The sequence below is a fragment of the Methylobacterium sp. HJ2 genome (genome assembly GCF_056431005.1).
Window position 1 is genome coordinate 362,981 of the sequence record NZ_JBWJYM010000005.1, and the last position, 20,729, is coordinate 383,709.

At 74.7% G+C, this 20,729-nt stretch carries 19 protein-coding genes; 13 read left to right on the forward strand and 6 right to left on the reverse strand.

Annotated features, from left to right (window positions below; genetic code table 11):
* Positions 1–87 precede the first annotated feature (87 nt).
* A complete protein-coding gene (locus ACS5RC_RS15120; protein ID WP_478344688.1) occupies positions 88–1,305 on the reverse strand; it encodes a UbiH/UbiF family hydroxylase in 1,218 nt (405 codons plus the stop codon).
* A 292-nt stretch (positions 1,306–1,597) separates the two neighbouring features.
* On the opposite strand from ACS5RC_RS15120, the gene ACS5RC_RS15125 reads away from it, so the two are divergent.
* Complete coding sequence (locus ACS5RC_RS15125; RefSeq protein ID WP_478344689.1) at positions 1,598–1,900, forward strand: zinc ribbon domain-containing protein YjdM; 303 nt, start codon at positions 1,598–1,600, stop codon at positions 1,898–1,900.
* Here the strand turns inward: ACS5RC_RS15125 and ACS5RC_RS15130 are convergent.
* Positions 1,846–2,157 carry a pentapeptide repeat-containing protein gene (locus ACS5RC_RS15130; RefSeq protein ID WP_478344756.1) on the reverse strand — a complete coding sequence of 104 codons (312 nt, stop codon included), beginning with the start codon at positions 2,155–2,157 and terminating at the stop codon, positions 1,846–1,848. The genes ACS5RC_RS15125 and ACS5RC_RS15130 overlap by 55 nt on opposite strands.
* Before the next feature lie 45 nt (positions 2,158–2,202).
* On the opposite strand from ACS5RC_RS15130, the gene ACS5RC_RS15135 reads away from it, so the two are divergent.
* The 3 genes from ACS5RC_RS15135 to ACS5RC_RS15145 all read left to right on the forward strand — a co-directional run bounded on the left by ACS5RC_RS15135 (position 2,203) and on the right by ACS5RC_RS15145 (position 4,160).
* Positions 2,203–3,177 carry a quinone oxidoreductase family protein gene (locus tag ACS5RC_RS15135; RefSeq protein ID WP_478344690.1) on the forward strand — a complete coding sequence of 325 codons (975 nt, stop codon included), beginning with the start codon at positions 2,203–2,205 and terminating at the stop codon, positions 3,175–3,177.
* Positions 3,178–3,190: 13 nt separating this feature from the next.
* Entirely contained in the window at positions 3,191–3,823 is a 633-nt protein-coding gene (pncA, locus tag ACS5RC_RS15140) for a bifunctional nicotinamidase/pyrazinamidase (RefSeq protein ID WP_478344691.1), read from the forward strand.
* Between the two features lie 136 nt (positions 3,824–3,959).
* Positions 3,960–4,160 (forward strand): hypothetical protein, encoded by a 201-nt coding sequence (locus ACS5RC_RS15145; RefSeq protein ID WP_478344692.1) that lies wholly within the window; start codon positions 3,960–3,962, stop codon positions 4,158–4,160.
* A gap of 31 nt (positions 4,161–4,191) precedes the next feature.
* On the opposite strand, the gene rimO is transcribed toward ACS5RC_RS15145, so the two are convergent.
* A complete protein-coding gene (gene rimO, locus ACS5RC_RS15150; protein WP_478344693.1) occupies positions 4,192–5,532 on the reverse strand; it encodes a 30S ribosomal protein S12 methylthiotransferase RimO in 1,341 nt (446 codons plus the stop codon).
* A gap of 313 nt (positions 5,533–5,845) precedes the next feature.
* Between rimO and pabB the strand changes: the two genes are divergently transcribed.
* The 4 genes from pabB to ACS5RC_RS15170 are packed head-to-tail and all read left to right on the forward strand — an operon-like array spanning position 5,846 to position 9,132.
* A complete protein-coding gene (gene pabB / locus ACS5RC_RS15155) occupies positions 5,846–7,237 on the forward strand; it encodes an aminodeoxychorismate synthase component I (protein WP_478344694.1) in 1,392 nt (463 codons plus the stop codon).
* Positions 7,234–7,842 (forward strand): anthranilate synthase component II, encoded by a 609-nt coding sequence (locus ACS5RC_RS15160; RefSeq protein ID WP_478344695.1) that lies wholly within the window; start codon positions 7,234–7,236, stop codon positions 7,840–7,842. Before pabB ends, ACS5RC_RS15160 begins: the two co-directional genes overlap by 4 nt.
* A complete protein-coding gene (locus ACS5RC_RS15165; protein ID WP_478344696.1) occupies positions 7,829–8,692 on the forward strand; it encodes an aminotransferase class IV in 864 nt (287 codons plus the stop codon). Before ACS5RC_RS15160 ends, ACS5RC_RS15165 begins: the two co-directional genes overlap by 14 nt.
* 5 nt (positions 8,693–8,697) lie before the next feature.
* Positions 8,698–9,132 carry a DoxX family protein gene (locus ACS5RC_RS15170; protein ID WP_478344697.1) on the forward strand — a complete coding sequence of 145 codons (435 nt, stop codon included), beginning with the start codon at positions 8,698–8,700 and terminating at the stop codon, positions 9,130–9,132.
* Positions 9,133–9,664: 532 nt separating this feature from the next.
* Here ACS5RC_RS15170 and mazG read toward each other — a convergent pair.
* Positions 9,665–10,501: a nucleoside triphosphate pyrophosphohydrolase gene (mazG, locus tag ACS5RC_RS15175; RefSeq protein WP_478344698.1), complete on the reverse strand. Its 837-nt coding sequence runs from the start codon at positions 10,499–10,501 to the stop codon at positions 9,665–9,667.
* A gap of 912 nt (positions 10,502–11,413) precedes the next feature.
* On the opposite strand from mazG, the gene ACS5RC_RS15180 reads away from it, so the two are divergent.
* Both ACS5RC_RS15180 and ACS5RC_RS15185 read left to right on the forward strand, forming a co-directional pair.
* The gene (locus tag ACS5RC_RS15180) at positions 11,414–12,532 is read left to right on the forward strand and encodes a replication protein RepA (protein ID WP_478344699.1); all 1,119 of its coding nucleotides are present in this window, start codon (positions 11,414–11,416) and stop codon (positions 12,530–12,532) included.
* 238 nt (positions 12,533–12,770) lie between these two features.
* Entirely contained in the window at positions 12,771–13,613 is an 843-nt protein-coding gene (locus tag ACS5RC_RS15185; RefSeq protein WP_478344700.1) for a hypothetical protein, read from the forward strand.
* Positions 13,614–13,719: 106 nt separating this feature from the next.
* Here ACS5RC_RS15185 and ACS5RC_RS15190 read toward each other — a convergent pair whose 3' ends face one another.
* Positions 13,720–15,777, reverse strand: coding sequence for an OPT family oligopeptide transporter (locus ACS5RC_RS15190; protein ID WP_478344701.1), 2,058 nt, complete (start codon positions 15,775–15,777; stop codon positions 13,720–13,722).
* A gap of 124 nt (positions 15,778–15,901) precedes the next feature.
* On the reverse strand, positions 15,902–18,127 hold the full coding sequence (locus ACS5RC_RS15195) for a putative bifunctional diguanylate cyclase/phosphodiesterase (RefSeq protein WP_478344702.1): 2,226 nt from the start codon (positions 18,125–18,127) through the stop codon (positions 15,902–15,904).
* A 328-nt stretch (positions 18,128–18,455) separates the two neighbouring features.
* Between ACS5RC_RS15195 and ACS5RC_RS15200 the strand changes: the two genes are divergently transcribed.
* The 3 genes from ACS5RC_RS15200 (at position 18,456) to ACS5RC_RS15210 (ending at position 20,687) form a co-directional block, all read left to right on the forward strand.
* A complete protein-coding gene (locus ACS5RC_RS15200) occupies positions 18,456–18,794 on the forward strand; it encodes a hypothetical protein (protein ID WP_478344703.1) in 339 nt (112 codons plus the stop codon).
* Between the two features lie 119 nt (positions 18,795–18,913).
* Complete coding sequence (locus ACS5RC_RS15205) at positions 18,914–19,861, forward strand: aldo/keto reductase (RefSeq protein ID WP_478344704.1); 948 nt, start codon at positions 18,914–18,916, stop codon at positions 19,859–19,861.
* Between the two features lie 154 nt (positions 19,862–20,015).
* A complete protein-coding gene (locus ACS5RC_RS15210) occupies positions 20,016–20,687 on the forward strand; it encodes an NADPH-dependent F420 reductase (RefSeq protein WP_478344757.1) in 672 nt (223 codons plus the stop codon).
* Positions 20,688–20,729 lie beyond the last annotated feature (42 nt).

Consider the following 20,729-nt stretch of genomic DNA (forward strand, 5'->3'; position numbering starts at 1 on the left):
GAGGGTCCATCGGCAAGGCCGGCTCCCGCGCGATCGACGCGCCTGATCCGCCGCCGCCAGGTCTGAAAACCCAGGATTTCCGTCCGGTCAGCCGGCCTTCCGCATCAGCTGCGGGGCGCCGAAGCGCGGCAGCACGCCCTCGCGCATCACGGCGCGGCGGAGCGGCCCGATCGAGGCCATCGCGATCAATCCGAGCCCGCGCAGGGCATCCACCGGCAGGAGCGCGGTGAGCAGGCTGCGGTTGAGGCCGTCCACCGCCGCGCTGCGGAGCGCCGCGTCGCGCCGACGGGCGCGGGCGAAGCCGGCGAGCGCCGCGCGGGAGCCGGGATCGCGACGGTCGGCCGCCGCCGCCAGCACCGCGTCGCGCAGCGCCGCGGCGTCGCGCAGGCCGAGATTGAGCCCCTGCGCGCCGATCGGCGGGAAGACGTGCGCGGCCTCGCCGATCAGGGCGAGGCGGTGGGCGACGGGGCTGTGCGTCGCCAGCCCCCGCATCGGCACCTGACCGCGCGGCCCGTCGATCCGCATGGCGCCCAGCATGCCCTGGGCCTGCCGCTCGACCGCGGCGGCGAGCGCCGCGTCGTCGAGGGCGGCGAGCGCGGCGGCCCGCTCGGTATCCGCGACCCAGACCAGGCTGGAGCGCTGGCCGGGCAGGGGGACCAGGGTGAAGGGACCCTGCCGGGTGTGGAACTCGGTGGAGACGTCCCGGTGCGGGCGCCCATGCGCCAGGATCGTGGTCAGCGCGGCCTGGGGATAGGACCAGTCGCGCACGCCGATGCCGCTGCCCGCGCGCAGCCGCGAGCCGGCGCCGTCCGCCGCGACGACCAGCCGGGCCGCCACCGCGCCGCCCTCGGCGAGCGCGAGCCGGGCCTCGGCCTCGCCCGCCTCGCAACCCGCCGCGTCGCTCTCGACCAGGGTGAGATTCGGGGTCGAGCGCGCCAGGGCCCGCAGACCCTCCACGAGGCGGACGCTCTCGACGTTCCAGCCGAAGGCGTCGAGGCCGATCTCGTCGGCATGGAAGCGCACCGGCGGCGGCCGGAACAGGCTGCCGGTGTCGTCGATGATCTGCAGCACGGCGAGCGGCGCGGCCTGCTTCGCCAGCCCCACCCAGGCGCCGAGGGCGTCGAGGAAGCGCACCGAGCCGTCGAGCAGCGCCACGGTGCGCCCGTCCGCCACCGGGGCGTGCCGGCCGACCAGCGCCGTGGCGATCCCCGCTTGCGCCAGCGCCAGGGCCGCCGCGAGCCCGGCCGCGCCCGCGCCGACGACGGCGACCTCGAAACGGGGGGCGGGGCTCTGGGTCTGGGGCATCGGTGTCTCGTGCGCCTCGGGAGCCGTCCCCGGACGGCCTCGGCAGGTCGTCCGCGGACGGGCTCCCGATCAAGTGGATCCCGGCCGCCCCGAAGGCAATGCGGCCGACCGCCCGAGCCCGCCGCCCGAGCCCATCGCCAGCCCGAACGGCCGGGCCGAACGACGGAGCCGAACGACCGGGACCGGTGCGGTCTCGCGGGTGCGGTCTTTGGGGGTGCGGTCTTTGCGGGTGGGCCCCTTGCCGGGCCCGCGCGGGCGCGACAAGGCTGCGGCGCTCACGGAAGGGACCGGCATGGCCGACGACGACGCCTACATCTACGACGAAGCGACCGGGGAGTGGCGCCCCGCCGCCGAGACGGCCGAAGCGCCCGAACCCGGCCGCACCGCGGTGCGCGACGCGGCCGGAAACCTGCTGGCCGACGGCGATTCCGTCAGCCTGATCAAGGATCTGAAGGTCAAGGGCGCGAACCAGACCCTGAAGCAGGGCACGGTCATCAAGGCGATCCGGCTCACCGACGATCCGGAGGAGATCGATTGCCGCTACGAGGGCATCAAGGGTCTCGTCCTGCGCACCGAGTTCGTGCGCAAGCGCTGAACCGGATGCGCCGAGCCGGCACGCTGCCGCGGCAGCCATGCCCCCTCCCGCGGGGCCGGCCTCGTGCCGCGCCCCGATGGCCTAGGCAGGGGGCGAACGGCCGGCGGGCCGACCGGCGCGGCCGTGGAGGCCTGTCCGGGGGCGCCCTGTCCGGCGGCAGGATCGGATCGCGCGCCCCGAAGGTCCGCTTGGCGAAGGTCCGCCTGGCGAAGGTCTGATTGGCGAAGGTCCGCTTGGCATTGCCCCGGGCGCGCGATCGGTTATCTCGGGGCGGGGACGAGACGCGAACAAGGAACGAGACAATGCCGAAGGCGATCCGGGTTGAGGAATACGGCGGTCCCGAGGTGATGCGCTACGTGGATGTCGCGCGGCCCGAGCCCGGCCCCGGCCAGATCCGCGTGCGACTGACCGCGATCGGCGTCAATTTCATCGACATCTATTTCCGCTCGGGCGCCTACAAGGCGGCCCAGTTGCCCTTCACCCCGGGCAAGGAGGGCGCGGGCATCGTCGAGGCGCTCGGCGCGGGCGTCACCGGGTTCGCGGTGGGTGACCGGGTCGCCACTGCCTCGGCCGAGGGCAGCTACGCCGAGGAGATGGTGGTGCCGGCCGCGGGCTGCGTCCACATCCCCGAGGGCATCGAGGACGCCACCGCCGCCGCGATGATGCTGAAGGGCCTCACCGCCGAGTACCTGCTCCACCGCACCTACACGGTGAAGCCGGGCGACACGATCCTGTTCCACGCCGCGGCCGGCGGCGTCGGCCTGATCGCCTGCCAATGGGCCAAGCACCTCGGTGCCACCGTCATCGGCACGGCGGGCTCGGCGGAGAAGGCCGACCTCGCCCGGGCGCATGGCTGCGACCACGTCATCCTCTACCGCGAGGAGGACGTGGCCAAGCGGGTGCGCGAGATCACGAACGGCCGGGGCGTGCCGGTGGTCTACGACGGCGTCGGCCAGGCGACCCTGATGGGCTCGCTCGACAGCCTCGCGCCGCTCGGCCTGCTCGCGAGCTTCGGCTCGTCGTCGGGCCCGATCCAGGGCCTCGATCTTGGGCTGCTGGCGCCGCGCGGCTCGCTCTACGTCACCCGGCCGACCCTGTTCACCTTCGCGAGCCAGCGCCCGGTGCTGGAGGCGATGGCCGAGAACCTGTTCTCGGTGGTGAAGAGCGGCGCGGTGAAGATCCCGGTCCACGCCCGGCGCAAGCTCTCCGAGGCGGTGCAGGTGCACACGGATCTGGCGGGCCGCGAGACCACGGGCTCGACCGTGATGCTGCCGTGATGCGGGGCCGCGGATGCCGCTGAGCGCGCGCGACGCGCTCGTCGTCGTCGACGTGCAGGTGGATTTCCTGCCCGGCGGCCGGCTCGCCGTGCCCGACGGCGACGCCGTCGTCGGGCCGGCCAACGCGCTCCTGCGCGCCGCCCGGTTCGCCGTGCTGACGCAGGACTGGCACCCGCCGGGCCACGCCTCCTTCGCCGCGAGCCATCCGGGCCGGGCGCCGTTCGAGACCCTCGCGATGCCCTACGGCCCGCAGGTGCTCTGGCCGGAGCACTGCGTGCAGGGCTCCCCCGGGGCCGCCTTCGCGCCGGGCCTCGACACCGACCGGGCATCGCTCGTCATTCGCAAGGGCGGCACGCGGGAGGTCGACAGCTACTCGGCCTTCCTCGAGGCCGACCGGACCACCCGCACGGGCCTCGCGGGGGCCCTGCGCGAGCGCGGCATCGGCCGCGTGGTGCTCTGCGGGCTCGCCACGGATTTCTGCGTGGCCTGGAGCGCGCTGGACGCCCGCGCGGCCGGGTTCGAGGCCGTGGTGGTGGAGGACGCGGTGCGGGGCATCGACCAGGGCGGCTCCCTGGCGCAGGCCTGGGCACGGATGGCCGAGGCGGGCGTCGGGCGGGCGCGGCGCGCCGATCTTCTGGCCGGCTGACGCGGCCTCGCGCGAGGCGGATCCGCCCTCCCGACGCGATCATCCGGATTCGCTTAGGACGGGGCGAACCGACGCAGCCGCGCGACCCGATCCCGCCTCGCGCGGTTGACCTCGGCACCCAGCCACAGGAGGCCGCATGTCGAGCAAGCACCTGAAGACCGACACCCCGAGCGACGCCGACCTCAAGGGCAATCCCGGCATCGGCGCCTCGAAGGGCATGACCGGCCGCGATCCCGAGGACATCCAGGCCGATTCGACCTTCGAGGGCGACGTCGAGAACGAGACCACGCCCGAGGGCGGGGTGGATCCGAACCACCGCCCGCGCAAGAACGCCTGATACGGACGGCCGAGCGCCGGGCGCGGGGTCCCTAGACCACGCTGCCGCGCAGATCGTAGGCGTCGGCCTGCTCGATCTTCACCGTGACGATGTCGCCCGGGCGGACCGGGCGGCGGAAGACGGCGTGGACGCTGCCGTCGATCTCGGGCGCGTCGTACTTGGTGCGCCCGACCGCGACGTTGCCGCCGACCGAATCGACGATCACCGGCAGGCGCTTGCCGATCCGGGCCTTCTGCAGGCGGGCGGCCACGCCCTGCTGCGTCTCCATGAAGCGGCGCTTGCGCTCGGCCTGCACCTCGGGCGGCACCGCGTTGGCGAGGCCGTTGGCGGTGGCGCCCTTCACCGGCTCGTAGGTGAAGCAGCCGACCCGCTCGAGCCTGGCCTCGCGGATCCAGGCGAGCAGCTCCTCGAACTCCGCCTCGGTCTCGCCCGGGAAGCCGACGATGAAGGTCGAGCGGATGGCGAGGTCGGGGCAGATCTCGCGCCAGCGCCGGATGCGCTCCAGCTGGCGCTCTTGGTTGCCGGGCCGGCGCATGCGCCTCAGCACGCTGGGCGAGGCGTGCTGGAGGGGCATGTCGAGGTAGGGCAGGACCTTGCCCTCGGCCATCAGCGGGATGACCTCGTCGACATGGGGGTAGGGGTAGACGTAGTGCAGCCGCACCCAGGCCCCGAGCTCGCCGAGTTCCTTGGCGAGGTCGTAGAAGCGGGCGCGCACCGTCCGGTCGCGCCACGGGCTCTCCGCGTAGCGGGTGTCGACCCCGTAGGCGCTGGTGTCCTGCGAGACGACGAGCAGCTCCTTCACGCCCGCCTTGACGAGCTTCTCCGCCTCCCGGAGCACGTCGCCCGCCGGGCGGCTGACGAGGTCGCCGCGCAGCGACGGGATGATGCAGAAGGTGCAGCGGTTGTTGCAGCCCTCCGAGATCTTCAGATAGGCGTAGTGCCGCGGCGTGAGCTTCACCCCCTGGGGCGGGATGAGGTCGAGGAAGGGATCGTGGGCGGGCGGCACCGCCTCGTGCACGGCCGCCACCACCGACTCGTAGGCCTGCGGACCGGTGACGGCGAGGAGGTTGGGGTACTTGTCGCGGATCTCGTCGGGCTGCGCGCCCATGCAGCCCGTGACGATGACCCGGCCGTTCTCGGCCATGGCCTCGCCGATGGCGTGGAGCGACTCCGCCTTGGCCGAATCGAGGAAGCCGCAGGTGTTGACGATGACCACGTCGGCGCCGTCGTGCTTGCGCGCCAGCTCGTACCCCTCCGCCCGCAGATGCGTCAGGATCCGCTCGGAATCGACGAGGGCCTTGGGGCAGCCCAGCGACACGAAGGAGATCTTGGGTGCGCCGGCCTTGGCACCGGGGGCGGGGGTGGCGGTCATGTCGGGCTCACGGCGGCCGCATCCCGCGGGCCGCTCTGGACCGGCACGGTGATCGCGACGAGACTTCGGAATCGGCCCCGATATAGCGACATCGCGCGGCGCATGCGAGCCCGGCCCGCGCGGAGGGGCCCGGCGGCCGCTCGACGGGGCCGCGCACCCGCGGCCCCGCGCAGGCCAGGGTCTCGACGGGCCGGGGCCTCGCGCATGCCAGGGGCGGCACCGTGCCGCTTCCCCCGGAGCGGCGCCTGTGCGAGGCGTGGATGCGAGCCGGGTGCCCGGCCCACCGGAAGCGAGGACCGGACCGGAAGCGACCATGTGGACCCGTGAGATCCCGTTCGTCGATCCCGTCGCGGCCGCGGCGCGGCTCCGGCACCTGCCGGGCCTCGCCTTCCTCGACAGCGCGATGCCGCACGCGACGCTCGGCATCCGCTCGATCGTGGCGGCCGATCCCTTCGCGCGCTTCCGCTATCGCGACGGCTCCGCCACCCTCGACGGCGCACCGGTGCCGGGCGGCCCGATCGCGGCCCTGCGCGCCGCGCTCGCGCCGTTTCGCCTCGAGCCGGAGGCCGGCGTGGCGTTTCCCGGAGGCGCCATCGGCTACTTCGCCTACGATCTCGGCCAGGCGCTGGAGCGCGTGGCGGCGCCCGCCCGGCGGGCCGGCCTCACCGACGACGCCGCCGTCAACCTCTACGACACGGTCCTGGAGATCGACCACGCCGCCGGCACCTGCCGGCTGGTCGCCACGGGCTTTCCCGAGACCGAACCGGCCGCCCGCGCCGCCCGCGCGGCGTCGCGGCTCGCCCGGTTCTCCGACCTGCTGGGGGCGGGCGACCTCCCCCCGGCCGCCCCGCTCCCCGCCCTGACCTGGCGCTCGAACTTCGACCGGGCCGGCTACGAGGCCGCCGTCGAGCGGGTGCGCGCCTACATCCGGGCCGGCGACATCTACCAGGCCAACATCGCCCAGCGCTTCGAGGCCGACCTGCCCGCGGGCTTCGACGGCTTCAGCCTCTACCGCCGCCTGCGCGAGACCAACCCGGCCACCTTCGGCGCCTACCTCGCCTTCGAGGGCCTGACCGTGGCGTCGAGCTCGCCCGAGCGCTTCCTGAAGCTCGAGCGCGGCGCCGTCGAGACCCGGCCGATCAAGGGCACGGCCCGGCGCGTCCCCGATCCCGAGGCCGACCGGGCGCTCGCCGCGGCGCTCCAGGCGAATCCGAAGGAGCGGGCCGAGAACATCATGATCGTGGACCTGCTGCGCAACGACCTCTCGCGGGTCTGCTCGGCCGGCAGCGTGCGGGTGCCGGTCCTGTGCGGCCTGGAAACCTATGCGGGCGTCCACCATCTCGTCTCCGTGGTCACCGGCACCCTGCGGCCCGGCCTCGACGCCCTCGACCTCGTCGAGCGCACGTTTCCCGGCGGCTCGATCACGGGGGCGCCGAAGATCCGCGCCATGGACATCATCACCGAGATCGAGGGGGACGCGCGGGAGCTCTATTGCGGCGCCATCGGCCGCATCGGCTTCGACGGCGGGCTCGACACCTCGATCGCCATCCGCACCGTGTTCATGGACGGGAAAACGGCCGTGCTCCAGGCGGGCGGGGGGGTGACCCTGCTCTCCGAGCCGGGCCCCGAATACGACGAGACCCTGACCAAGGCCGCGCGGGTCTTCCAGGCCTTCGGGCCCTCCAGCGGGGGTGCGGCGCCGTGATCCTCGTCATCGACAACTACGATTCCTTCGTCTTCAACGTGGTGCGCTACCTCGAGGAGCTCGGCGAGACGGTCCGGGTCGCGCGCAACGACGCCCTCGACGTGGCGGGCATCCGCGCGCTGGCGCCCGACGCCCTGGTGGTCTCGCCCGGCCCCTGCACCCCGGCGGAGGCCGGCATCTCGCTGCCGGCGATCCGGGAGCTGTCCGGGCAGGTGCCGATCCTCGGGGTCTGCCTCGGGCACCAGGCGATCGGCGCGGCCTTCGGCGGCCGGGTCGAGCGGGCCATCCGGCCCCTGCACGGCCAGGCGACGCCGGTCGCGCATGCGGGGGAGGGGCTGTTTCGCGGGCTGCCCGCCCCGATGCAGGTTGGGCGCTACCATTCCCTCGTGGTCGCCCCGGCGCCCGGCATGGAGCGCCATCTCAGCGTCGACGCCCGCTCGTCCGAGGGCGAGGTGATGGCGCTCTCGCACCGGCGGCACCCGACCTACGGCATCCAGTTCCACCCGGAATCCGTGCTGACCGAGGACGGCCACGCCATCTTCGCGAACTTTCTCTCGCTCGCCCGCGACTGGCGGGCGCGGACGGCGCCCGATGCTGTGGCATGACGGGCGGCTCGTCCCGGGCAGCACCGCCCCCTTCGACCTCGCGGATCGCGGCCTGAGCCTCGGCGACGGGGTGTTCGACACGAGCCTCGCAATCGGCGGACGCGTCGCCTTCGCGCAGGCCCACATCGCCCGGCTGGTGGCCGCCGCGGCCGCCCTCGGCTTCGCCCTCGATCCGGCCCGGATCGCCGAGGCCATGCGGGCGCTCGCCGGGACGGGCCCGCGGGTCGCGGTCCGCCTCACCGCGACACGGGGCAGCGGCCCGCGGGGCCTGCGGCCCCCGCCCGCGCCGCGCCCGACCCTCTACGGCCTCGCGGCGGAGAGCGCGGCGGCGACCGCCTTCGCCGCGGTGAGCCTGTGGCCGACGGACATCGCCCGCAACGAGACCTCGCCCGCCGCGCGGCTCAAGACCCTGGGCTATCTCGACGCCGTGCTGGCCGCCCGGGACGCGGCGGCGGCGGGGTTCGACGAGGCGCTGTTTCGCAACACGCGCGGCGCCGTCGCCTGCGCGGGGACGGGCAACCTGTTCGTCCTCGACGGCGACCGGCTGGTCACGCCGCCGCTCGCGGACGGCGTGCTCGGCGGCATCGTCCGGGCGGAGATCCTGGACCTGGCGGGATCCTGCGGGTTCCGGGCCGAGGAGCGCTCGCTCGGGCTGGACGAGGTCCGTGCGGCCGAGGCGGTATGCCTCACGAATTCCCTGCGCCTGATCGCCCCGGTCCGGGCGATCGGCGACACGGCGCTGGCCAGCGCCGGGCATCCGGGCGTGGCGCGGCTCGCGGCCGCGCTGCGCCGGCGCGTGGCGGAGAGCTGCGGCGTGCCCGAGGCGTCCGTGGCGGGCGGGGCGGCATGAGAGCCATGCCGGACGCCCCCCCCGGCCGGGTCTGGCTGGCCGGCGCCCTCGCGCTCCTCTACCTCACCGTCGGCGCGGTCCATCTCGCGAGCCCCGAGACGCTGATGCCGATCATGCCCGGCTGGGTGCCCGAGCCGCGCCTCGTCATCCTGGCGACCGGCCTCTGCGAGATCGCCGGGGCGCTCGCCCTGTCGAGCCGGCGCCTGCGCCCGGCGGCCGCGCTCGGGCTCGCCCTCTACGCGGTCTGCGTCACCCCGGCCAACGTCAAGCACGCCCTCGACGGGATCCACGTCGCCGGCATCCCGAATTCCTGGTGGTACCACGGTCCGCGCCTCGCCTTTCAGCCGGTGCTGGTCTGGGCGGCGCTCTACGCGGGCGGCTGGACCGGGTGGCCGTTCGGCAGGGCGGCGCCGGGCGGGCCGGCGGATCCGCCGGCCTGAGCCGGATCAGGTCCGGCCCGAGTCCATCGACCGAGTCCATCGACCGAGCCCGCCGCCGGGCACAGCATTCGATGGGGACGGCATGGTCAATCGTTAGCCATACGGGGCCGAACGGGGGCTTATCGGCTGGACAGGACCTGCCGGCTCGGATTCAGATCGAACGGCCCCGTCCCCGGCGGCGTTGCCGTGCCGTTCAGATCCTGACGAAGACCGGGCTCCATGCCGAAAGACCGCGACCCGCCCCGATCGAAACCTTCGCGGCCGAAGCGCGGGCCGGCGTCGCGACCCGATTCCGCAGCGGTGCCGCCCGAGCAGGTCGACGTCGAGCGCGCGATCGAGCGCGTCCTCGACCGGCTGCGGCCGAAGCCTCCCGCGGGGCCGGGCAAGCAGGCGCCGGGCAAGTAGCGCCCGCCAAGTCGGGCCCGCCAAGCAGCGCCGGCCGAGCCGTCATCGTCCGAACCCTCATCGCCCGAACTCTCTTCGGCCGGGCCGGCGCCGGCCTCCGCGCGCCGGCCCGTCGCCGGCCGCCGGATCACTCCCCCCGCTCCGCCCGCTTCACCGCGGCCCAGGCCGCCTCCATCGCGGCCAGATCGCTCGTCTCCAGCGCGCGGCCGTCGGCCCGCAGCCGGGCCGCCATCGCGTCGAAGCGGCGCTCGAACTTGTCGGTCCCGGCCCGGAGGGCCGCCTCCGGGTCGATGCCCGCGTGCCGGGCGAGGTTGGCGACCGAGAACAGGAGATCGCCGATCTCCTCGGCGAGATGGGCCCGGTCGCCCCGCGCGAGGGCCTCGGCCGCCTCCTCGGTCTCCTCGCGGATCTTGCCGACCACCTCGGCCCCGTCGGCCCAGTCGAAGCCGTAGGCCGCCGCCCGCCGCGAGATCTTCTCGGCGCGGGCGAGGGCGGGCAGCGCCCGGGCGACGCCGGCGAGGGGGCCGGGCGCGGGGCCGGCCGCGGGGCCAGACGCCTTGGCCGCCCGCTCCTGCGCCTTGATCGCCTCCCAGGCCGCCGTCACCGCCTCCGGATCCCGGGCCGGGCTGCCCGGCGGCAGCCGGTTGCCGGACGCATCGAAGACGTGCGGGTGGCGCCGCACCAGCTTGGCACCGATCCCGCGGGCGACGTCCGCGAAGGTGAAGGCGCCCGCCTCCTCCGCCATGCGGGCGTGGAAGACGACCTGGAGCAGCAGGTCGCCGAGTTCCTCGCGCAGCTCTCCGAGGTCGTTGCGGGCGATCGCGTCGGCGACCTCGTAGGCCTCCTCCAGGGTGTAGGGCGCGATGGTCTCGAAGCTCTGGGCGACGTCCCAGGCGCAGCCGCGCTCGGGATCGCGGAGCTCGGCCATCAGGCGGAGCAGGGTCTCCATCGGGGTCTCGCTCATGCGGGTCGTGGGCTCCTGAGGGGTAGGCGAGGGGGTGAGAGGCGCCGGGCTGTGGAGAAGGCCGGCTTATTCCCTTCATTCCATGGGTAAGAAGAGGGGATCAGGCTCGTTCTCCGAAGCGAACGCGGGACCGCCGCCTTAGGAGAACTATCAGTAGGGATTCTCAGAAGAGTCTGTTCTGAGGGTTATAGGAGGGGCCGAATTCTCCTGCTCCGCCAAGCACTAAGGGGGTGATCGCGTATCCGACTCTGCGCGGTTGCGCATCGGACTCTGCGCGGGAGCGTATCGGACTCTGCGCCCGAAATCCGGGTCGGCGTATCGGATTCGGCGCATCCGCGCATCGGATTCGGCGTGGATCGGGCCGCGGCGCGGTGCAGAGCGGGGACAACCCGGGGCCATGGGGGCGTATCGAACTCTGCGCAGGGTCGGCCCCGGATCCGGCCCGTATCGAACTCTGCGCGGGGGCGGGGAGGGGCCCGGGCCATCCCGCCCGGATCCCGCCGGCAGGGTCCCACGCCCGCCGGAGACGGCCCCGGCCCGCTCCGGCCTGCCGGGGGCCGCCCAGAGGTCGCCTGGAGGTCGCCCGGACGCCCGTCCGAGGCCGGCGCGGCTGCCGGGGAGCCCCGCGGCCTGCCCGAGGCCGCCCGGGCCTGCCGGAGGCCGCCCAGACCCGCCGGAGGCCACCCGGGCCCGCCGGAGGCCACCCGAGCCCGCCGCAGGCCACCCGAGCCCGCCGCAGGCCGACCAGACCCGCCGGCCGGCGCCCCGAGCCCGGGGCGGGAAGCGTGGAAAGCCGGGATAACCCCGCCCCCTCCCCCCGGCCGGGCGACTCCGGGGGAGCGAATCGTGCCACGCATCGGTGTTGCTGTGGGCGGGATCCGCCCCCCTTGAAGAGACGGTCGCCGGGCACCCGTGACGGGCATCGAGCAGAAACTGGCCGGCATCCGCGACGCCGACCTCCTGGCGGAGGTCGAGGCGGCCCGCGGCGGCTTCCTGTTCGCCCAGATCGTCGAGCACATCCTGCACCGCCAGCGCGAGCGCGACGCGGCGGCGGCCGTGCAGGACGCCCAGGCCGCCCGCCGCGCCCGGATGGGCCGCGACCAGCGCCGCCGCGACGCGGTGCGCCTGGTGATCGAGACCCAGCCCGCCGCCCCCGAGAACCTGCAGCACATCCACTCGGTGCTGGCGCTGTGCGGCCTGCCCTATCGCGACCCCGGCGCGGAGCGCGAGTTCAGCCGCAGCTACGGCCGCAACTCCCTGAGCCTCACGGCCGGGCGGCTCAAGAACCCCGTGACGGGCGCCTGGGAGCCCCAGGGGCTGCCCTACGGGCCCAAGGCGCGGCTGGTGCTCCTGCACCTCTGCACCGAGGCCGTGCGCCAGCGCAGCCCCAGCGTGGCGGTGGCCGACAGCCTGTCGGGCTTCATGAAGGAGATGGGCTTCGCGGTGACGGGGGGCGAGCGCGGCACCATCCGGCAGTTCAAGGAGCAGGTGCACCGGCTCGCCGCCTGCTCGATGCAGATCGGCCTCTGGGACGGGCGCGGCGAGGCCAGCACGCTCAACGTGCCGCCCTTCCGCAGCCTCGCCCTCTGGCGGCCCGCCGCCGGGCCAGGAGAAGGGCAGGGCGAGACCGCGTGGGCCCGCAACGTCGAGTTCCACCGCGACTTCTACGACAACCTGATCCGCCACGCGCTGCCCGTCGACATCCGGGCCGCCCGAGCCTTCTCGGGCTCGGCGCGCAAGCTCGACCTGCTGTTCTGGGTCGGCTACCGCCTGCGGGCGCTGCACCGGCCCCTGCGGCTGACCTGGGAGAACCTGCACGGCCAGTTCGGGGCCGAGAACGCCAGCATCCGCAGCTTCCGCCAAGCCTTCAAGGCCGACCTCGCCCATCTCTGCGAGGTCTTCCCGAAGCTGCCCCTCAGCCTCGACGAGGGCGGGCTGGTGCTGCAGCCGGCCGATCCCGGCGCCCTGCTGGTGCCGCCGCGCAAGGGAACGGCCGGAGGCGCGATCCAGGGAACGAAGGCCCGGGCCTGAATTCCCTCGGATCGACGGAATAGAGAGGCCTATTCCGAGCGGGAGCCCAGGGAACGACGCGTTTCGAGACCGCCTCGTCGCCCGACACAGAGCACCGCCGGAATATTCCAAGCGTTGCGCCGATTGTTCCCGGACCTCGAAATTCCCACTAAAAGAATGGAACATGGAGTCTTCTATCTTCCGTTAGAAGATCCGGTCTGCTAGGCTCTGCATTCCCTGAACCGGATTCCGAGTCGCGATGATTCTGTCGGATGCCGAGATCGAGGCTCGCCTGACCGAGCTGCGCCGACAGCGCGAGGCGCTCGACCGCGCCATCGCCGATCACCTGCTCTATCTCGAGCTCGGCCGCCGCCTGCGCGGCGCGGCGCCGGAGCCTGCCGCATGGTGGGATCGCGCGGGGGGCCAGGGCGTGGGCGAGCCGGGGGGCGACGCTCCGGCCTGGGAGCCGCCCCGGGCCCCGGCCTCCGCCGGGCCGGCACCCGCGCGTGCCGCGCCGGATCGCGTTGCGCCGAACCCCGTTTCGCCGGATTCCGTTTCGCCGGACTTGGCCTCGCCGGACTTGGCCTCGCGCCGCGTCGCCCGGCCGGGCTTCGCGCCGCCGAGCCCGGCCCCGCCGGCCCCCACCCAGGCCCACCCCGCTGCGGCCCGGTGGGCTCCGCATCCGGGCGCGGCCGATCCGGGCTCCGCCGGGCCGCATGCCGGCCCCGCCGCGGCCGATCCGATGGGCGCCCGACCGGTCCCCGGCGCCGCCCCGGGCCCTGCCTTCGATCCGTCCTCGAACCCGGGCGCCGCGGCGGCCGTGCCCCCGCCGGTGGCCTTCGAGGTGGATCCGGCGGGGGCGCGCCGCTACGGCCGCGCCCTGGTCGAGGCGGTGCTGGCGATCCTTGCCGAGGCGCGCCGGCCGATGCATGCGGGCGAGATCCTCGAGCACCTCGCCGCCCGCGGCTTCGGCGTGCCGGGCCAGGACCCGGTGGCCGCCCTCAACACCCGCCTGTGGAAGCGCGCCAGCCCCGGCGGCCCGCTCCGGCGCCTGGGCGAGGCGGTCTACGACCTCGCCGACCCGGACGGGGCGGATTTTTGAGGGGCGCGCCCGCAGGGGGCCCGGGCCGTCGCCGCGCGGAGATCGCCCGGATCGGGTGTGAGACCCGGCGCCCCTTATCCCGCGCGGCGGGCGCCCGGTCCCGGCCTCACGCCGGCGGCGCCCGCGAGACCAGGCGGTAGAACACCCCGAGGCCGGCTAGGAACACCGCGAGCCCGAGCCAGGTGGCCGACGGCCCGTCGAGGCCGGGGATCGCCAGGGCGCCGGAGCGGCCGGCCAGCGTGTCGGCGCCCGCGAGCCCGACGCCGACGCAGCTCTCGCCCACGAGGAAGCCCGAGGCCAGCAGCACGCCGCGGCGGCGGGCCCGCTCCACCGCCGCATCGACGGCCTTCGCATCCCGCGCCGCCGGGGCCTGCGTCTTCGGATCTCGCGCGCGGCGCAGGTGCCGCTCGGCGAGCCAGCCGAGGATGCCCCCGAGGGCGATCGTCATCTCGACGCTGAGCGGGAGATACATGCCGATGCCCACCGTGAGCGCCGGGAAGCTGATGCCCCGCGCCCGCAGCTTGGCCTCGACCAGGACGAAGACCGCGCCGAGCCCGAGCCCGATCAGCACCATGCGCCAGGGCAGCGAGCCCTTGACGATGCCGTCGGCGATCTGCGTCACCAGGGCGGCCTGGGGCGCCGCCATCGCGTTGCCGGGGTTCATGCCCTCGCGGGGTAGGGCGCCGACGAAGCCGTAGGCCTCGTAGAGCAGGGACATCAGGGGCGCGATCACGACCGCGCCCACCCCCACGCCGAGGATCAGCACCGCCTGCTGGCGCCAGGGCGTGGCGTCCACGAGCTGGCCGGTCTTGAGGTCCTGCAGGTTGTCGTTGGCGATCGAGGCGGTGGTGACGATCACGGCGGCCACCAGCAGGGCGGCGGCCACCACGAAGCGCTCGCCCTCCGGCCCCGCCGCCCGCCCGAGCAGCAGCGGCAGCAGCAGGGCCACCGCCATCGTGGTGATGATGCCGATTCCCGAGATCGGGCTCGAGGAGGAGCCGAGCAGCCCCGCGAGGTAGCCGCAGGCCGCCGCCATCAGGAAGCCGAAGAGCAGCACGAACAGGGTCGCGGCCGCCACCAGCGCCGGCAGCAGGGCCCCGAGCCGCGCGTCGGCGGCGAACCACCAGATCAGGCCCGCCAGCGGCAGGGCGAGGCCCGCCGCCGCCGCGGCGACCCAGGTGATCGGCAGGTCGCGCTCCTGGCGGGGCAGGTCGCGCAGGCTGCGCCCGCCCCCGGCTTGGCCCGCCGAGGCCAGCGCCGAGCGGATGCTGGCGAGGATCGGCCCGGCGAGCGAGCCCACGGTCCAGACCCCGCCCACCGCGATGATGCCGGCCCCGATCAGCCGGACCTCGTCGGCCCAGACCCGCTGGGCCAGCTCGGCCGGGCCCGCGCCTGCGGGGTCGGCCAGCGCCGTCAGCGCCGGCACCGCGATGCCCCAGGCGATGACGACGCCGGTGAGCACCGCGAGGCAGGCCCCGATGCCCACGAGGTAGCCGACGCCGATCAGGGCGAGGGAGAAGCCGGTGCCGAGGCCGAACACCGCCCCGCCCGCGCTCAGCGCCGTGCGCACCCCGTCGGCCAGCACCCGGAAGCCGCTGGTGGCGAGGCCGATCGCCCCCGCCCCGGCCGCGGCCCAGAGCAGGGTGGCGAGCCCGCGCGCGCCCGCCTCCCCGTGCTCCTGGCCGGTGCGCAGCACCTCGGCGGCGGCGACGCCTTCCGGGTAGGGCAGGCTCTCGCCCATCACCAGGGCGCGGCGCAGCGGGATCGAGAAGGCGACGCCGAGCAGCCCGCCGATCAGGCAGACGGCCGCGGTCTGCCAGAACGGGAAGCCGTGCCAGTGCCCGATCAGCACCAGCCCCGGCAGGACCAGGATGACGTTGCACAGGGTGCCGGCGGCCGAGGCCTGGGTCTGCACGATGTTGTTCTCGAGGATGCCGGCCCCGCCCATGAGCCGCAGGCAGCCCATCGAGATCATCGCGGCCGGGATCGAGGACGAGAACGTCATCCCGGTCTTCAGGCCCATGTAGACGTTGGCCGCCATGAACACGACCGTGATCGCGGCGCCGAGGGCGAGGCCGCGGGCGGTGATCTCCGCGGCGTCCCGCGGGCGGGCGTCCCGCCCGTCCGTGGGGGCGCGGTGAACGGGCGGCGTCGGCTGGTCCATCGCGCTCCGGGAGCAGGCGGGGCGCCCGGCGCCCCCTCAGGCGTCGGCCTGTCCGGCAACAACCTGCAAGGGGCAGGCCCGTTCCGGCCGAGGGGGAGGGGCCGAGGGGGAGGGCGGCGCCCGCTCAGCCGGCCGCGGCGCGGCGCGCGCCCTGCCGGCCCCCGCGCAGTCCCGCCTGCCCGCGCCCCTGCAGCGCCTCTTCCCAAGCCTCTTCCCAAGCCTCTTGCCGCGCCTCTTGCCGTGCTTCCTGCCGAGATTTCTGCCGCGTCTCCCGGACGCAGGCCGCGGCATCGGCCTGCGCGATCCACGCGAGGGCGCGGGCCGGGGGCAGGGCGGGGGCGTAGTGATAGCCCTGCAGCACCGGGCATCCGAGCCGCCTCAGGGCCTCGACCTGCGCCGGCGTCTCGACGCCCTCGGCGACGACGCCGACCGCGAGGGCGCGGGCGAAGGCCAGGATCGCCCCGGTCAGGGCGAGATCCTGGCCCTCGGGGCCCGAGCCGGCCCCGCCGCAGATCCCGCCGATGAAGGTCTTGTCGATCTTGAGCGCGTCGAAGCGGATCGCCCGCAGGGCGCCGATCGAGGCGTAGGCCATGCCGAAATCGTCGATGACGATCGCCACGCCCATGGCCCGCAGCGCCGCGACCTCCGCCCCGGCGCGCCCGGCGACTTCCGCTCCGCCGCGCTCGGCCGCGTAGGCCGCCTCCTCGGTGATCTCGAGGGCCAGCCGGCGCCCGCCGAGCCCGTGCCGGGCCAGCGCCTCCGCCACCGCCTCGGCCACCATGCCGGTGCCGAACGCCTCCGGCGGGACGTTGATCGAGACGACGACGTCGCCGTGGCCGGCCGCCTCCAGAGCCGCGGCCATGCGGCAGCCCTGGCGCAGGACGTGGCGGAGGAGCGCCCGCGACAGGCCCGCGGCGGCGGCGGCCGCGACGGCGTCGGGCGGGGCGATCCGCCCGAGCTCCGGATGGCTCCAGCGCAGCAGCGCCTCCACCCCGCAGGGCCGCCCGGTATCGGCCGCGACCTGGGGCTGGAACCAGACCTCGACCGCGTCCGCCGCCAAGGCATCCTCCGCCAAGGCATCCTCCGCCAAGGCATCCTCCGCCAAGGCATCCGCCGCCAAGGCGTCCGCCGCCAAGGCGTCCGCGAGGGCCCGCGCGATCCCGGCGCCGGCCCTGGGACCGTGGTGCCGGGCCTCGCTGAAGCGCTGCCACGTGCCGCGTCCCGCGGCCTTCGCCGCGTAGAGCGCGAGATCGGCGCAGATCTGCAGGTCCTTGAGATTGCGCGCGTCGCCGGGACAGCGCGCGACGCCCACGCTCGCGCCGGCCCGCAGGGCGTGGTCCGCGACGGCGAAGGGCGCGGCCATGTCCCGCACGATCCGCGCCGCGATGGCCGCGTCCGCCTCCCCCATCGCCTCCCGGAAGACCAGGACGGCGAACTCGTCGCCGCCGAGGCGCGCGGCCATGTCCCCGGGTCCCAGCACCCCCCGGAGGCGGCGCGCCGCCTCGACCAGCACCGCGTCGCCCGCGGCGTGGCCGCAGCTGTCGTTGACGGCCTTGAAGCGGTCGAGGTCGATCAGCACCACCGCGAGCGTGCCCTCGCCCCGCTCGGCCCGGGCGAGCAGCGCCGCGAAGGCCCGCTGGTAGGCGGCGCGGTTGGCGAGATCCGTCAGGGGATCGTGGCTGGCGGCGTGGTCGAGGCGCCGCAGGGCCTCCTCGGCGGCGATGTTGGCCCGGGTGAGCGACGCGGCGAGGTGGCGGGCCTCGTGCTTCAGCCGCGCCGCGGTGAGGTAGTCCCGCTCCGCCCGGCCCGTGGCCCGCACCATCAGCACGGTCAGGAGCAGCATGTTGACGGCCATCAGCTGCGATTGCAGCGTCCCGAGGCCGAGGAGGACCAGAACCAGCAGGGCGCTGCTGGGCAGGATGAAGGCCAGGGTCGCCCCGCGGTTGGTGGTGCTCTGGATCACCGAGCCCGCGTTGATCCCGCAGAAGGCGAGCCCGGTCGCGACGGTGTAGGCCTGCCCCGCCGCCGCGCAGACGGCCAGCATCCAGGTCCAGCACAGGCCCGACAGCAGGGCGCCGATCCACGAGGCGATCAGGACCCGGTGCGGCGCCCGCTCGGCGACGCCCTGCGCCCTCTGGATCCCCGCGAGGGCGAGGCGCCCGGCGACGATCGCCGCGTTGAGCCCGACCCAGCCCAGGATCTGGCCGTGGTCCAGGGCGTCCCACATCATGACGGCGTAGGAGGCCGAGACGAAGACGTTCGACAGGAGCGTGAGCGGCAGCGCGGACAGGAAGGCCGCGACCTGATCGCGCCGCACGAGGAGGTCAACACTCTCTGGTTGTACCAGCATATCTATGCAGCCGACGATTACAGATCTGCGACGGGAAGCCGCGATATTGGACGCTCCGGAAAAGGTATTTCCAAGATCTTGACGAAAACCGAAGGTAGCCGACTTAATTGTCCGGCGCGGCGTGTCCGCGGTCTTGCGCCGCGGCCCGGGCGGGCCCGGGGACCATCTCGACGGGGGCCGCCTGGGGTCCACTCGACGGGCCCCGCCGGGATCCATCTCGACGGGCGCGCCCGGGGTCCGTCTCGACGGACCCCGCGGGAGCCTGTACCCCGGCAGCCCGGACATCCGCCCGTACCCGCGCCCGCACACCCGCCCGGAACACCCGCCGATGAAGCAGCTGGAGGCCATCATCGCCTGGACGCCCGCCCGCTGGGCGGAGCTGCGGCCCGACACCGCCGGGCAGGTCGCGGTGGTGGCTCTGCCCGACCCGGAGGGCGCGGCCAGGCGCTTCATGATGCGGGCGGGGGCGAGCTCCTCGGCCCTGCAGGCGCTCTCCGAGGAGGCCCGCATCGCCCGCCTGTTCATCGACTTCCAGACCCTCGTGGTGCGCGACGGCCTCGACCCGCAGGCGGTGCACCGGGCCTTCCTGGCCATCGACGAGTACCGCTGGCGCATCGCCCCCGACACCGAGGGTGCCGAGTTCGAGGATCCGCCCGAGGAGGATTGAGCCGCTCACGCGATCGGCATCGGCCTTTTTCCCGGCGGCCGGGGCCACCTTTCGGAACGATGCCCTAGTTGAGCCTTCCCGACACCCCTGCAACCGGGGGTTACGAAGGGAGGCCCGCCGTGCCGTCGACATCACCCCCGTCCCGGCCCCTGTCCCGCCGGGCCCTGCTGGCCGCGGGCACCCTCCTGGGCGCCGGGGCCCTCGCGCCGCTCGCGGGCCGGGCCGCCTTGGCCGAGGACGCGCTGATCCGGCGCCCGATCCCGAAATCGGGCGAGACGCTGCCGGCGATCGGCATCGGCACCTCGCGCCGCTACGAGGTCGAGCCGACGCCGGAGGCCGTCGCGCCGCTCGAGGCGGCGGTGCGCCGCTTCGTGGCGCTCGGCGGCTCGGTGATCGACACCGCCCCGAGCTACGGCACCGCCGAGGACGTGCTGGGAAAGATCCTCGCCAAGGGCGACCTGCGCGAGAAGGTGTTCCTGGCGAGCAAGGTCGACACCACCGGGGCGGAGGCGTCCCGCGCCGAGATCGCCCGCTCCCTGGCCCGGCTCGGCGTCGCGCGGCTCGATCTGATCGCCGTGCACAATCTCATCGACACCGCGAACAATCTCGCGGTGCTGCGCGACCTCAAGGCCGCGGGCAAGACCCGGTATGTCGGCGTCACGGTCTGGCGCGACGGGCAGTTCGACGGGCTGGAGCCGGTGATGGCGCGCGAGCCCCTCGACTTCGTCCAGGTCAACTACGCCATCGACAACCGGGCGGCGGCCGAGCGCATCCTGCCGCTCGCCGCCGACAAGGGCATCGCCGTGATGATCAACGTGCCGTTCGGGCGCGACCGCCTGTTCAAGGCGGTGCAGGGCAAGGCGGTGCCCGATTTCGCCCGGGCCTTCGGCTGCGAGACCTGGCCGCAATTCTTCCTGAAATACGTCCTCGGCCACCCGGCCGTGACCTGCCCGATCCCCGGCATGGCCAAGGTCGCCTACGTCGAGGACAACCTCGCCGCCGCCCGCGGGCGCCTGCCCGACCCGGCCGAGCGAACAGAGATGGAGCGCTTCATCGATGCGGTATGACGATCTCGTGCGCCCGGTCCCCGAAGCCTCGGGGCGCGGGCCTGCGCCGCAGGGGCGGCGGCGCGCAGTCGCGCTTGGCGCGGTTGCCGCGCCCGCCCGCAAGCGGGGGGGCGGGGGGCTCACCCGCCGCATCCTGCTCGCCGCCGCCGGCGTGATGCTCGCAGGCCCCGCCGCGGCCGAGCCGATCCGCATCGGCATCATCGGCGGCGGCCATATCGGGGGCACCATCGGCACGCTCTGGGCCAAGGCCGGGCACCCGGTGATGTTCGCCTCGCGCCATCCCGACGACCTGAAGCCGCTGGTCGAGGCGGCCGGCCCGAACGCCAAGGCCGGCACCCCCGAGGAGGCGATCCGCTTCGGCGGGGCGGTGTTCCTGGCCGTGCCCTACAAGGCCTATCCGGAGCTGTCGAAGAGCTCCGGCGAGGCCCTGAAGGGTAAGGTCGTGCTCGATGCCGGCAACGCCACCAAGGCGCGCGACGGCGCGCTCTACGACGAGGTCCAGGCGGCCGGCATCGGCGCCACCTCGGCCAAGTACTTCCCCGGCGCCAAGCTGGTACGGGCCTTCAACGCGGCGAACTACAAGATCTTCGAGAAGAACGGCGCCGATGGCGGGGCCGGGCGCAGCGGCGGCCGCATGGCGATCCCGATCGCGGGCGACGATCCGGAGGCCCTGCGCGTCGCCGAGGGTCTGGTGCGCGACGCCGGCTTCGACCCGGTGGTGGTCGGCGGCCTCTCGGACGCCGGCAAGTTCGCGATGGGTTCGCCCGGCTTCGGCCACGACCAGACCGCGCCGGAGCTGCGCCGGACCCTCGGGCTCACGCAGTGACGCGCCCGAGCGGGGCGACGGCCCCAGGCGGGGTCGCCGCCC